At 61.3% G+C, this 13746-nt stretch carries 10 protein-coding genes, 1 tRNA gene and 1 riboswitch; of the genes, 5 read left to right on the top strand and 6 right to left on the bottom strand.

The window, feature by feature from the left end; genetic code table 11:
• Position 1: 1 nt before the first annotated feature.
• From RQ593_RS00850 to RQ593_RS00840, 3 genes are all read left to right on the top strand, one after another.
• Positions 2–658 (top strand): HAD family phosphatase, encoded by a 657-nt coding sequence (locus RQ593_RS00850; RefSeq protein WP_311449545.1) that lies wholly within the window; start codon positions 2–4, stop codon positions 656–658.
• A gap of 310 nt (positions 659–968) precedes the next feature.
• Positions 969–1466, top strand: coding sequence for a DNA starvation/stationary phase protection protein Dps (gene dps / locus RQ593_RS00845; RefSeq protein ID WP_049338363.1), 498 nt, complete (start codon positions 969–971; stop codon positions 1464–1466).
• Between the two features lie 377 nt (positions 1467–1843).
• A complete protein-coding gene (locus tag RQ593_RS00840) occupies positions 1844–3004 on the top strand; it encodes a VIT1/CCC1 transporter family protein (protein WP_390896013.1) in 1161 nt (386 codons plus the stop codon).
• Positions 3005–3164: 160 nt separating this feature from the next.
• Here RQ593_RS00840 and RQ593_RS00835 read toward each other — a convergent pair whose 3' ends face one another.
• The 4 genes from RQ593_RS00835 to RQ593_RS00820 form a co-directional block, all read right to left on the bottom strand.
• Positions 3165–4091 (bottom strand): amino acid oxidase, encoded by a 927-nt coding sequence (locus RQ593_RS00835; RefSeq protein WP_294627812.1) that lies wholly within the window; start codon positions 4089–4091, stop codon positions 3165–3167.
• A 233-nt stretch (positions 4092–4324) separates the two neighbouring features.
• Positions 4325–5242: a succinate--CoA ligase subunit alpha gene (sucD, locus tag RQ593_RS00830; RefSeq protein ID WP_005504562.1), complete on the bottom strand. Its 918-nt coding sequence runs from the start codon at positions 5240–5242 to the stop codon at positions 4325–4327.
• A gap of 29 nt (positions 5243–5271) precedes the next feature.
• The gene (gene sucC / locus RQ593_RS00825) at positions 5272–6438 is read right to left on the bottom strand and encodes an ADP-forming succinate--CoA ligase subunit beta (protein ID WP_005504561.1); all 1167 of its coding nucleotides are present in this window, start codon (positions 6436–6438) and stop codon (positions 5272–5274) included.
• A 459-nt stretch (positions 6439–6897) separates the two neighbouring features.
• On the bottom strand, positions 6898–9861 hold the full coding sequence (locus tag RQ593_RS00820; protein WP_311449544.1) for a UvrD-helicase domain-containing protein: 2964 nt from the start codon (positions 9859–9861) through the stop codon (positions 6898–6900).
• Positions 9862–10005: 144 nt separating this feature from the next.
• On the opposite strand from RQ593_RS00820, the gene RQ593_RS00815 reads away from it, so the two are divergent.
• Positions 10006–10866 (top strand): VOC family protein, encoded by an 861-nt coding sequence (locus RQ593_RS00815; protein ID WP_311449543.1) that lies wholly within the window; start codon positions 10006–10008, stop codon positions 10864–10866.
• A gap of 110 nt (positions 10867–10976) precedes the next feature.
• Here RQ593_RS00815 and RQ593_RS00810 read toward each other — a convergent pair.
• Positions 10977–11049: transfer RNA gene (locus RQ593_RS00810), tRNA-Arg, on the bottom strand.
• 175 nt (positions 11050–11224) lie between these two features.
• Here RQ593_RS00810 and RQ593_RS00805 point away from each other — a divergent pair.
• Positions 11225–12238 carry a DUF4031 domain-containing protein gene (locus RQ593_RS00805; protein ID WP_311449542.1) on the top strand — a complete coding sequence of 338 codons (1014 nt, stop codon included), beginning with the start codon at positions 11225–11227 and terminating at the stop codon, positions 12236–12238.
• A gap of 167 nt (positions 12239–12405) precedes the next feature.
• Here RQ593_RS00805 and RQ593_RS00800 read toward each other — a convergent pair whose 3' ends face one another.
• Entirely contained in the window at positions 12406–13104 is a 699-nt protein-coding gene (locus RQ593_RS00800; RefSeq protein WP_296545177.1) for a C40 family peptidase, read from the bottom strand.
• Positions 13105–13264: riboswitch (cyclic di-AMP (ydaO/yuaA leader) on the bottom strand. It lies immediately after the preceding gene.
• Between the last annotated feature and the right edge of the window lie 482 nt (positions 13265–13746).

The raw sequence follows: 13746 nt of genomic DNA, 5'->3' as shown, positions 1-13746 counted from the left end.
CATGACGATTACGAACACCTTCCCCGCCGCCATCCTCTTCGACCACGACGGAACCCTCGTCGACACTGAACCCGTATGGGCCGCCGCCAAGGTAGCCCTTGCCGCAGAATTTGGTGGTACCTGGACCGAGCAGGACACCCTCGATTGCCTGGGCCTATCCATGCAGTTCACCCTGGATCGCCTACGCGAGCGCGGCGTGAACCTGCCGGACGAGGAGATTAACGATCGACTGGTGGCAAAGGTGCGCGAGGCCCTGGCGCAGCAGCCAGTCGAGTTCCTGCCCGGCATTGAGCGCTTCCTCTCGGAGGTTCACGATGCACAGATTCCGGCCGCCATCGTCACGAACGCCACCACCTCCGTGGCTCGGCGCACCGCGAACGCGGCACCCGAGGGCACGTTCTCAGTGGTTATTGGCAACGATGAGACCACCAACCCCAAGCCGGACCCGCAGCCCTATCTTTTGGCGGCAGAGCGTCTGGGTGTTGATCCGACTCGGTGCGTGGCTCTCGAGGATTCCCCTTCGGGCGTGCGCAGCGCAACCGCGGCGGGCATGCGTGTCATTGTTGTGCCGGGCGAGCTGGAGGTTCCGGCGGAGCTGGGCACTGTGCGCCTCAAGCATGAGGAGCTGACCCTACAGGCAGTGCGTGCACTGGCATAGCCGCTTGGTTCGCAGAGTGGAGGCTCTGTAGAAAACTGAATACGCTTCACCGTAAAGGGTGGGATGCGCGACACGAGATACCGCGCATCCCACCCTTTGTGTATACCTGGGCGGTGAGCCGCGGGCGTTTGGGCGGGGCTTTTGAGCGAGGGTTTAAGGTTGGCGCAACACTCAGATGACAATTTATTACGAATTACTCAAAATAACCTTGACAGCGGCTCCTTAAAATGATTTACTCATAATAACGATTCGGCGGGGCGCACAAATCCCACCGAACCAAAAACATCACAGCATCAAGAAGGAGACCATCATGGCATTCGCAAACTACACCGCACCCGGCCTGACCCTCGAAGAAGGCAAGGGCATTTCTGAGGTTCTCCAGGCACGTCTGCACGACCTGAACGACCTGCACCTGCTGCTGAAGCACGCACACTGGAACGTGACCGGCCCCGGCTTCATCGCCGTTCACGAAATGATTGACCCCCAGGTCGACACCGTTCGCGAGTTCGTCGACGCTATTGCAGAGCGTATGGCAACCCTGGGCGCAACCCCCAACGGTCTGGCTGGCGCACTGGTCGCACAGCGCACCGTCGAAGACTACCCCGTTGGCCGCGCCCGCGTTGCTGACCACCTGCACGCCCTGAACGACGTCTACACCCGCGTGATTGAGGCTCACCGCAAGGCGATTGCTTTCGCTGGCGAGTCCGACCCCGTCACCGAGGACCTGCTGATCGGTCAGACCGCTGAGCTGGAGAAGTTCCAGTGGTTCATCCGCGCGTTCCTGGAGAACGGCGAAGGCAACATCTAAGCCGCAACTATCTAAGTCGTAGCATCTAAACTGCAGCCCACTCGGGCGGCAAGCCGTATAGACGCTAGATTTTAGAGTCACGAACCGGGCGGGTGCACTCTTCCTATGGAGGGTGCACCCGCCCGGCTTTTTATACTCGAAGCTGCCCCGCCTCTTCCCTCCTACTTTCGCTGTTCCCCACCCTTGAGTCCTCGTCCGTGCGGTATCACAAAGTACGTTGAGGCGAACAATAACACCGGGTTAGGCCGTCCTAGATTTTCTGTTCGGAGTGCTCTACAGTGGTTCACTGATTAACTCAGAACACGCAGATTTGAACGCATTATCGACGCATGCGGGGCAAGGTACCCCGTGTGCACCGCATCTTGCGGAAGGGATTTATGAGCACGCACGCACCCTACGAGCACGGCGAAGAGACCGAGATGCTCCAAGGCGAGCACCAGCCGACCCGCCACAGCGCAGTCACCGACCCTACGCCCGCGCAGATTAAGCGCTGGCGCCGATACCTGGCTGATGAGGAGTCGGAGGCGCGTATCTACCGCTACCTGGCGCGCCGCGCCGAGGGCACCGACCGCGAAATCTTGTTGCAGGTTGCTGAGGCTGAGAAGCGCCACCAGCAGCATTGGCGTGACATGCTCGGTGAGCATGCTGACGTGCACGTGCGACCCTCTCTGCAGTCCCTGCTTCTGCAGTTCTTGGCGAAGAACTTCGGTTCGGTGTTTATTCTGGCGATGGCACAGCGCGCGGAGTCCCGCTCCCCTTACGCTGAGGACCCCGACGCAACCGAGGAAATGGCGGCTGACGAGGCGATTCACGAGGAGATTATTCGCGCCCTGGCGACCAGCGGCCGCGAGAAGCTCTCGGGCAACTTCCGCGCGGCGGTCTTCGGCGCTAACGACGGTCTAGTATCAAACCTGGCGCTGATTATGGGTATTACCGCCTCGGGTGCGTCCAGCTCGATGGTTCTACTGTCTGGTATTGCTGGCCTGTTGGCGGGTGCGCTGTCGATGGCGGCGGGCGAGTTCGTGTCGGTGCGTTCTCAGCGTGAGCTGCTGGATGCCTCCCAGCCGACTCAGGTGACCCTGCGTGTTGCACACGATTTGGATTTGGACTCGAACGAGCTGGAGCTCATTTACCGTGCCCGCGGCATGGAGCCGGAGGCGGCGCATCACCGCGCGATGGAGCGTTTCGGCTACCTGGATTGCGATTGTGACCCGTCGCTGTCGCACCGTGATGATGAGGAGCGCGAGGAGAACGTGGCGCTGGGCACCGATATTGGTGCCGCGGCGGCTTCCTTCTCGTTCTTCGCTTCGGGTGCGCTGATTCCGATTCTGCCTTATATCTTCGGCCTGTCGGGTGTGGGTGCGATGATCCTGTCCCTGCTGTTCGTGGGTGCGGCTTTGGGCTTCACCGGCGGTGTGGTGGGTCTGCTCTCGGGTGCGTCCCCGCTCAAGCGCGGTATCCGTCAGATTCTGATTGGCTACGGTGCGGCGTTCGTGACCTACCTGCTGGGTCTGGCCTTCGGCACGACGGTCGGCTAATTCCAATTCCTGAATACGCTTTAGACAAGTCTATATAGCCATTACGGCATGCTCTTCGCTCTCCCGTGAGGCCTGCATCCTGGGCATAGAAAACCCCGGCGGGTGAGTTATCCGCCGGGGGTTTTCTACATGCTCTTAGCCCGTATGAGGGGTTGATCTATTACGGGTGAATCTCCGCGGTGGTGGCCTGACCGGAAACGCTCTCCGAGCCGGTCGCACCGTTGCCGGAGTAGGTCAGGTTTGCGACCTGCACGGTGGAGGTCTGCTTGTACGAAACCCAGCCGTCGTTTGCCGGGAAGCGCAGCTGCGCCGGCATGAAGTTAGTCTGGCTGTAGTACTTGGTGCCGGACTGCTTCATGGTGTACGCCTTGCTGGTGGTGTAGACGATACGACCCTTGAAGGTGTAGGTGCCGTCAGAGTTTTTGGTGACGGTCGGTACTTCTGCGGTCCAGGTGCCGGCGGTCTGCGCGACGGACAGGTACTTTGCCTGGCCTGCGGAGGCTACCAGTTCGGTGGTCTTACCGGTCAGCTTGCGGCCGGAGGGGGCCCATGCCTGGCCGTTGATCTTACCGAACTTAAGGAGCGACTGGGCACTGGCGGAGACGGTGTACTCAACCTCGGTTACGAAGGTCGCGCCCGCTGCGAGGGTGACGCTGCTTCCGGGGATGTAGCCGGTGCCGGTTGCGGTGTCCTTGGTCGGTACGGACCACCAGAAGCCGCTGGAGGACATGTACGCGCCGTTTGCGCCGGTCTGGGAGTTGGTGACGGGGGTGAACTTGCCTTCGCCGTTGACGTAGGTTGCGCTCTTGGGCTTGGAGGTTGCGTCGTCCCAGTTGATGTCGGAGTCGGGGGTGCCGGAGGCGGTGAAGTGCGCCTCGGGGGTTGCCGGGTTGATGGTGCCGGTGTTGTTGGAGGATGCGTAGCCGACGTAGCCGCCGTTGTTCTGCACGCTGACGTACACGCCGTACTGTACGCCGGGGGTTTCCTTGGATGCGGCGTATGCGGGAACGGCTGCGGAGGCTGCGACGACGGGTGCGGACCAGACGCCTGCCTTGGCGATGGCGCGGCGAGAGATGGGCTGGGTCATGAGTGTGGTGATCTCCTGTGAGTGTTTGGTGTTTCTTGGAGCCGCTCAGAATGGTTCTGACTAGGCTCAACGTCCTCCAGTATACAAAGGTTCTGGTTATACTTACATATTTTTGTGGCACTGTGTGCACAATCTTACTTTCTAGTGCAATATTTGCGGGCGGTAGCGGGGCGTTAAAAGCACAGATGCCGGTAGCCTCAGGGACTACCGGCATCTGCCGCGTTTTATGCTATTTACTTCGCTGCGAAGATTTCGCGCATCAGGTTTGCAGCCTCGGAGGGGGTCTTACCGACCTTCACGCCTGCTGCTTCCAGAGCTTCCTTCTTCGCCTGAGCGGTACCGGAGGAACCGGAGACAATAGCGCCTGCGTGGCCCATGGTCTTACCCTCAGGAGCGGTGAAGCCTGCAATGTAACCAACAACGGGCTTAGTCACGTTTGCCTTGATGTACTCTGCAGCACGCTCCTCAGCGTCACCACCGATCTCACCAATCATGACGATTGCTTCAGTCTCGGGGTCAGCTTCGAAAGCTTCCAGAGCGTCGATGTGAGTGGTGCCGATGATGGGGTCGCCACCAATACCGATAGCGGTGGTGAAACCAATGTCGGACAGTTCGTACATCAGCTGGTAGGTCAGGGTACCGGACTTGGAGACCAGACCGATCTTGCCCTTGCCGGTGATGTTCGCCGGGATAATACCGACCAGGCACTCCTCGGGGGAGATGATGCCGGGGCAGTTGGGGCCGATGATGCGGGTGATCTGCTTGCCGTTCTCGTCCACGGATGCCTTAGCAGCTGCCCAGAACTCTGCGGAGTCCTGAACCGGAACGCCCTCGGTGATGACGACGACGAGACCGATCTTAGCCTCGATAGCCTCGAGAACTGCTGCCTTGGTGAAGGCCGGGGGAACGAAGACGATGGAGACGTTCGCGCCGGTCTTCTCCATAGCCTCAGCTACAGAACCGAAGACGTTCAGCTCGATGTCGGAGCCGTCCTTCGCCTTGTGGGTGACGGTGGTGCCAGCCTTGCGAGCGTTCACGCCGCCCACAATGTTGGTGCCTGCTGCGAGCATGCGTGCGGTGTGCTTGGTACCCTCGCCACCGGTGATGCCCTGAACGATGACCTTGGAGTCCTTGTTCACAAAGATAGACATATTACTTCCTTGAAATCCTTTGCTGGCGATTACGCCTTGTGAGCGAGCTCTGCTGCCTTGTCAGCGCCGGAGTCCATGGTCTCAGCCAGAACAACCAGCGGGTGGTTCGCCTCGGAGAGGATGCGGCGACCCTCAGCAACGTTGTTGCCGTCCAGGCGCACAACCAGGGGCTTGGTTGCTGCGTCGCCCAGAATCTCCAGAGCCTTCACAATGCCGTCTGCCACTGCGTCACATGCGGTGATGCCGCCGAAGACGTTCACGAAAACGCTCTTGACCTGCTCGTCGCCCAGAATGATTTCCAGGCCAGCAGCCATAACCTCAGCGGATGCGCCGCCACCAATATCAAGGAAGTTTGCGGGCTTGACGTTGCCGTGGTTCTCACCAGCGTATGCAACGACGTCCAGGGTGGACATAACCAGACCTGCACCGTTACCAACGATGCCGACCTCGCCGTCCAGCTTCACGTAGTTCAGGTCGAACTGCTTTGCCTTAGCTTCCAGCGGGTTCTCAGCGGACTTGTCCACGAGAGCCTCGTGCTCGGGCTGGCGGAATTCTGCGTTGTCGTCCAGGGAGACCTTGCCGTCCAGAGCGAGGATGGTGCCCTCGGGGGTCAGAACGAGGGGGTTAACCTCAACCAGGGTTGCGTCTTCCTTGGTGTAGACTTCGCCCAGCTTGACGAGAACGGGAACAACCTTCTCCTGCAGTTCTGCGGAGAAACCTGCTGCCTTAGCAATTTCCTCAGCCTTAGCCTGGTCCAGGCCAACCAGCGGGTCAACCTCGATCTTTGCCAGTGCCTCGGGGCGCTCAGCAGCGAGCTGCTCAATTTCCATACCGCCTTCTACCGAGCACATTGCCAGGTAGGAGCGGTTTGCGCGGTCCAGCAGGAGGGAGAAGTAGTATTCTTCGGCGATGTCTGCGCCGTCAGCGACCAGCACGCGGTGAACGGTGTGGCCCTTGATGTCCATGCCGAGGATTGCCTTAGCGTGCTCGTAAGCTTCTTCGGGGGACTTTGCGAGCTTAACGCCGCCAGCCTTACCGCGGCCGCCGGTCTTAACCTGAGCCTTAATGACGGTCAGGCCGCCAATTTCCTCAGCTGCTGCCTTTGCTTCTTCAGGGGTGGTCGCAACAATGCCCTTGAGCACGGGTACACCGTGCTTTGCGAAGAGCTCGCGCGCCTGGTATTCGAAAAGGTCCACAGGTGTCCTTCTTCTTCGAAGTGGTGCCGAGTACTGGTGCACTCGGCCTGGTCATTAGAGGAGGTTCCCCCGTGTGGCTGGTACGGTGCGATAGGGGTCTCTCGCACCCGGCGCACACGCATCATTGACGCGGGGAATTTCTCTCGTCTCTACTCTATCGGATTCGGCGTGAGCTCGCACTCACAGAGCCCCAAATCTGAGATTTTAGCGACTCAGCTCACAAATATTTTGGGTAGATTCCACCCAAAGGCTGTGCACCGGGTAACTAACCCGAACTCGCGCTCCCCCATCCGCCGCGAAATACCGGCGAAAATGCGGCGTTTACCGCTATGCTCTGCAAAGCCCCGGCCACCTTCTCAGCAGGCGGACAACACGCCCGGCACAGCCCACGAAAGCGGGGCGGGCACCCCCAGGTACCCGCCCCTCCATCGGCGTTGTTAGGCTCTCGCCCCTGACGCGTTAGCTCACCTTCTCCAGCGGCGCGTAACGCAGCAGCAGGCGCTTCTCTTCAGAGCCGAAGCGAACCTTCGCCACGGTCTTATCGCCGCTACCCTCAACGGCGAGCACGCGACCCTCACCGAACTTGGTGTGGCGCACGGTATCGCCGACCGCCAGGGTCGGGATTTCCTTGCTCTGGTGAACGCGGGAACGGTTCGTCACCTTCGAGGAGGCAGCTGCCGCCGCCAGCCCATAGCTTGCCGAGCCGTTAATATCCGCGGTAGACGGCTCAGAACGGCGTGCGGGGCGGGACTCGTAGGGATCGTAGGAGCCGCGCGAGCCACCGGAGCTGTAACCACCCGAGCTATAGCCGCCCGAGTAGCCGCCGGAACCGTAGTCGGAACGAGAACCGCCCGAATAGCCGCCACCGTAAGAACCACCGTAGGAGCTGCCACCGCGAGCGCCATACGCGCCCATACCGGAGGCACCAAAGCCCGAGAAACCGGCGGTGCGCTTCCACTCGATGAGGTCCTCCGGAATCTCTTCCAGGAAGGGCGAGGGCGGGTTGAACTGGCTCTTGCCCCACATGGTGCGGGTCTCGGAGCGGGTCAGGTACAGGCGCTCCATGGCGCGGGTCAGACCCACGTACGCCAGGCGGCGTTCCTCGCTCATTTCCTTCTCGTCGGTCAGGGCACGCTGATGCGGGAACAGGCCGTGCTCCATACCGGTCAGGAACACCACGGGGAACTCCAGACCCTTGGCGGTGTGCAGGGTCATGAGGGTTACCATGCCCTGCGCCTTCGCCTCAGCTGCTTCGGCGGCAATCTGCGCGGCGGAGGCGTTCTCACCCTCCGCGCTGGCGGGACGGTTCGGAATCGAGTCGGCGTCGGCGACCAGAGCCACGTGTTCGAGGAACTGCTCCAGGTCGGCGCCGGGGTTCTCGGTCTCGAACTCGACCATGGCGTCGAGCAGCTCAGAGAGGTTCTCTACGCGCGATTCGTCCTGAATGTCCTTGGAAGCGCGCAGAGCCGCCAGGTACCCGGTCTGCTCCAGGACCGCCTCCAGGCAGGTTGCGGCGGGTTCGGTGCGGGCAATCTGCGCCAGGTCGTCCATGAGGCGCACAAACTCGGCGTATTTCTTCACCGCGGCGGCACCCAGGCCGGGGATGTCGGCTGCCTGGCGTGCGGCGGCGTAGAAGGAGATGCGGTTCGCACTCGCGTACTCCGCCACCACGGACTCAGACTTGGTGCCGATACCGCGCTTGGGCTCGTTGAGGATGCGGCGCACGTTCACGTCGTCATCGGGGTTGCTCAGGGCGCGCAGGTACGCCAGGGCGTCCTTGATTTCCTTACGCTCGTAGAAGCGGGTACCACCAACCACCCGGTAGGGTAGGCCGGCACGCATGAGCATGTCCTCGAGGGTTCGGGACTGCGCGTTGGTGCGGTAGAAGATGGCGACGTCACCGGGCTGCACGCCGTGCTCATCGGCAAGGCGGTCAATCTCGCGGGTGATGTAGCGTGCCTCAGCGTGCTCGGACTCGGCGACGTAACCGATGATCTTCGCGCCCGCACCGGAGGCGGTCCACAGCTTCTTGGGGCGACGGTCGGGGTTGCGTTCAATGACCGCGTTCGCCGCGGAGAGGATATTCTGCGTGGAACGGTAGTTCTGTTCCAGCAGGATCGTGTGGGCGTTCGGGTAGTCCTTCTCGAAGTCCGTGATATTGCGAATATCCGCGCCGCGGAAGGCGTAAATGGACTGGTCGGAGTCACCCACCACGGTCAGCTCGGCGGGGGGCACGGCGTCCGGGTAGGGGCCGCGGTCAGCCGGTGCCTTCGCGTGGGCGCCGACCAGTTCACGCACCAGCTGGTACTGGGCGTGGTTGGTGTCCTGGTACTCGTCCACGAGGATGTGGCGGAACTTGCGGCGGTAGTAGTTCGCGATTTCGGGGAACTTCTTGAGCAAAAAGACGGTGCGGCCAATCAGGTCGTCAAAGTCGAGGGAGTTGGCGGCGCGCAGACGCTGCGTGTAGACGGTGTAGATCTGCGCGATGGTCTTCTCGTACGGGTTATCGCTCGCCACGCGGGATGCGTACGCCTCGGCGCTGACCAGCTCGTTTTTCAGCGCGGAGATGCGGTTGCCCACGGCCTTGGCGGTGAACTTCTTGGTGTCCAGGTTGAGCTCTTTAATAATGAGGCTCAGCAGGCGCTGCGAGTCAGTCGAATCGTAGATGGTGAAGGTGGACTTCAGACCCAGGGCGGCGGCCTCACGGCGCAGCACGCGCACGCAGAAGCTGTGGAAAGTAGAAATCCACATGTGCTTAGCGCGCGGGCCAACCAGCGCCTCAATACGTTCACGCATTTCGGCGGCAGCCTTGTTGGTGAAGGTGATGGCGAGAATCTGGCCGGGGGTCGCGCGGTGGGTTGCGAGCAGGTACGCGATGCGGTGGGTGAGCACGCGGGTCTTGCCGGAGCCGGCGCCCGCGACGATGAGCAGGGGCGAGCCGGAGTGCAGCACGGCCTCTTCCTGGCGTTCGTTGAGCCCAGCGGTGAGGGAGGCGGGGTCCACAGCGTTGAGGCTGTGGGTACGTTCGCCGTAGGGGTCAGCGGGGTCGAAGTCCTCGCCGTAGCCACCGACGCGGTAGGCGGGCGGCATGAAGTCGCCGAGCGGGTCTGCGGCGGTGAAGGACGCGGGTGCGCCGGGGTCAGGAACGGGCGCACTGGTGGCAGGCGCGCTGGTGGCAGAGGCACTGTAGGCGGGCATGCCGGTGGGCAGGGCGGCGGGTGCCTCCATCGTCCCCGCCTCCATCATCGGGGCGTCCATGGGAGGGGCGTAGTAGTCGTCCTCGGCAGGGGGTACGTCGTAGTAGGGGTCGAAGGGCGGCTCATCATCCGCTACCGGTGCTGAGGGGGTGACGAGTTCGGCGGCGAACAGGCCGTCCTGTTCGGTGAAGGGCTGCTTCTGCTGTTCGGGCTTGTCGCTCATCATCTACCTCGCTGCCTAGAATACACGTTCGATATTCCATGCTACCGCATTTGTTGCGCGGCTCCCACCCGTTCGGTCACCCGGCCGCCCATCTCTCACAGGTAGCGGTGCCTCTGTATCCGAGGTTCCCCGTGCTAGGATGACCGCATGACTCAGACCGCAACCCCCACCCTGTCATGCGCCCTGTGGTGCAACGGCACCGCTGATGAAGCCGCGCAATTCTACACCGAGGTTTTCCGCAACGCCTCCATTACCGAGCAGGTTCCCGGGCTCACGGCGACTATCAGCATTCACGGTTTCAAGCTCACGCTCATCAACGGTGACGACCGGTACACCCCGAACCAGTCCATCAGCTGCATTCTGAACTTTGACCCGCTCCTGTTCGGTGGCGAGGAGCAAGCGCGAGCATACCTCGATGAACTCTACGAAAAGCTGAGCAGCGGCGGTGTACTCATGGAATTGGGCGAGTACCCTTTCTCTCCCCGCTACGCCTGGGTCCGTGACCGTTTCGGTATGACCTGGCAGCTGATGCTCACCAACCCCGAGGGCGACCCGCGCCCCTTCGTCATCCCCTCATTCATGTTTGGCGGCAAGAATCACGGCAATGCAGAAGAAGCCACCAACAGTTGGCTTTCTATCTTTGACGATGCCCGCCGCGGAACCCTGTATCACTACCCGGAGGGCGCCCCCTTTGGATCGGATGCGGTCATGTTCACCGACATTAACCTGCAGGGCACTTGGCTGGCAGCTGCTGATTCTGGTGCTTTCCACGATTTCACATTCACGCCGGGGGTTTCGGTCGTTGTTTCCTGCCGCGACCAGGAGGAAATTGACCGCTACTGGGAGCAGCTCTCCGCGGTGCCCGAGGCGGAGCGTTGCGGCTGGTGTGTAGATCGCTGGGGTATTTCTTGGCAGGTTGTCCCGCACAATATTGCTGAGCTGATGACGGACGAGGCCGCCCGCGAGAAGATTCTGCTGATGGGCAAGATTGACCTGTCTCAGCTATAACAACGTGTTTTCTTGAGCGCTCGTTACGTGCAGAAACAGAGAAACCGCCCGCGCCTGCTAATGCAAGCGACGGGCGGTTTTCTCGTACCGGCACGCATGCCAGTTCTGTGTGCCCCCGAGACGATTCGAACGTCCGACACCTTCTTTAGGAGAGAAGTGCTCTATCCCCTGAGCTACGAGGGCGTACCTATCCAGTATAAAGCACCCCGCACGACTGGTCGCACGGGACCCTATAAGCCACCAGGAGCCGCGCTGTGCCCATGTTTCCGCCCGCACACTGCCCGTCCTGCGTCCCAGCCCGTGTTCACCGCATGAGGACACCCGCACCCGGCACCGGAACCGCTCCTACAATGTACGAATGAGCATCTACATTGACCCGCCCGTCTGGCCCGCGCACGGCACCGTCTTCTCGCACCTCATTTCGGATGTGTCCCTGACGGAACTGCACGAGTTCGCCGCGGCAGCGGACATCAGTGAGCGCGCCTTCGACCGCGACCATTACGATGTGCCGGCGCACCTCTACGAGGAGCTGGTGCAGGCGGGCGCGATTGAGCTCAGCGGCGCGGAGCTAACTCGCACGCTCATTGCCAGCGGTATGCGCATCCCGCTCAAGGAGCGTCCCGAGAAGATTCGCCCGCGCCTGCTGCGCGCCTGGGAGGCGGCGTTTACGCCCCGACTCAAGCATGTGAAGGCTCCTGCCGAGCTGCGGGCTCAGCTCACGGCGCAGGTAGCTGAGCTGGGTGAGAGCCTGCTGCAGGCGTGGGAGCAACCGCACCGCGCCTACCACCACAGCGGGCACCTTTCGCAGATGCTCGCCGATCTGGAGCGCCTGTACACACATCGCGCGCAGGGCGCCACTCCCCTGGCGTCGATTCTGGCGGCGTGGTTCCACGACGCAGTCTACGAGGGCGCGCCGGGTGAGGATGAGCGCCGCAGCGAGCAGCTGGCGGGCGCCTCCCTGGAGCCGCTGGTTGCCGCGGGCCTGCTGACCGAGCACGAGCTGCAGATGGTGCGCTGTCTGGTGCGTGCCACGGCAACCCACGAGCTACCCGAGTCCGCCGAACTACCGGCAGGCTACGCGGTAACGGATATTGAGTTCTTCCTTGACGCCGACATGGCAATCCTGGCGGCTGATTCGGCGCGTTACCGCCGCTATCTGCGCGGGGTGCGTAGCGAGTACTCCCATTTTGACGATGAGGCGTTCCGTACCGGCCGCACGACCTTCCTGCGTTCCATCCTGGGCCGTGAGCGTGTCTTCCTCTCGGAGGAGGGCCTGCAGCTCTGGGAGGAGCCCGCACGGACTAACCTGCGGTCTGAGCTGACCGAGTGGGAGCAGGACCCTCAGAAGCTTCTGCAGGTTCTCGCGTCCTAGCCACATACACCTAAAACACATACCGCCGAGAATGCCCCCGTACTAAGGTGCGCTCTCGGCGGTATTTTTGCGGAACTTCTTGGGTACGCAAAAGGCGCCCACCCCGTGCGGGGTGGGCGCCTTTTGTGAAGTATGTTGGGCTAGACCCAGCTCTTATGCGCTAAGGCTTAGAGAGCGGTGTAGTAGCCGTCAACGGACATCCAGGAGGTGGGGTGCACCATGGTACCGTTGGTGGGGTTCAGAGCGGAGATCATCTTGCCGTCGCCCAGGTAGATACCAACGTGGCTGTAGCCGTTCTGGAAGACGATGTCGCCGGGCTGGGGGTTAGAGGTCGGGCGCAGCTCGTTCTTCATTGCGTAGGTGAAAGCGGTCAGCTTGATGCCGTGCTGAGCGAAAACCCAAGAGGTGAAGCCGGAGCAGTCCCATGCACCGAAGGTCTTGCCGCCCCAAACGTATGCGCCACCCAGACCGCTCATTGCGGTTGCAACGATTGCGTCGCGGGATGCGTTACCGGTGGAAGCGGAGGAAGCTGCGGGAGCAGCGGGTGCCTCGGTTGCTACGGGAGCAACGTAAGCCTGCTGTGCCTCAGCCTGGGGTGCTACGTAGGAGGTCTCAACTGCGGGTGCAGCGGGTGCCTCGGTTGCTGCGGGAGCAACGTAGGTCTGCTGTGCCTGAGCCTGGGGTGCAACGTAGGTGGTTGCGGGGGTGTTGTAGCTGGTGTAGTCGAACTCGTAGTTGGTGTAGTCGTAGGACAGATCAGCAGCAGCGGGGATCTGTGCAAATGCGTTCGCGGGAACGGTCGAGCCGAGCAGGATTGCGCCTGCTGCGAGGGTTGCACCTGCGGTACGTACGATCTTGTTAGCCATTGGTAATTCCTCCATTGCCTGACGAGGTGAGCTGTCGGGCTCGAGCATGGATTCGCTCGGCCACCGAAGTGACTTAGCCCCGAGGCTTCTCGATTGAGAAGCCGTATCCCAGCTTGGGGATTGGGTCCCCCGCTTCTGCCATATTGGGTAGACGTTCATCGAAGCGTTGGCAGAACTCAGCGGAACCGCTTCGACGGTGCCCTCTTACGATTAGGATTTGGGCACAGAAAAGAGAATACACAGAAAACTCCCAGTTGTCACCTCTTTCAGCCTTAAATTTTGGACTTTCACCCCCGGCGGAACAGAGCGGATTGGACTGACTAGACACCCGTTTATTTGTGGGAGCTTAAGCGACTTAAGGCGCTTGACTAGGCATTTCACAAGGATGCACATTCGCTTTTAAGGCACCACCACCCCTTAAGGACAGGGTTCAAAACTCTTAAAAATGAGCCTCGTCTCTTAAGCGTCCACTCTCAGAGATTACTCAAATACCGGCGCTTCCCTCAGTTTCAACCTCAGATTTAAGCGAAAAACACGAAAAATGCACTGAAGCGCAGTTGATAAAACTTTGAGAGAGGAGTATATGCGCCCGCGCACGCGACCAAACTCTGAAACGCCCCGCCCGCTAGGCACCTCAACCCG

The sequence above is a fragment of the uncultured Rothia sp. genome, from assembly GCF_963507905.1.
Classification (GTDB): Bacteria; Actinomycetota; Actinomycetes; order Actinomycetales; family Micrococcaceae; genus Rothia.
The sequence above is the reverse complement of the archived record's forward strand: the minus strand, read 5'-3'. Positions and strand labels throughout refer to the sequence as shown.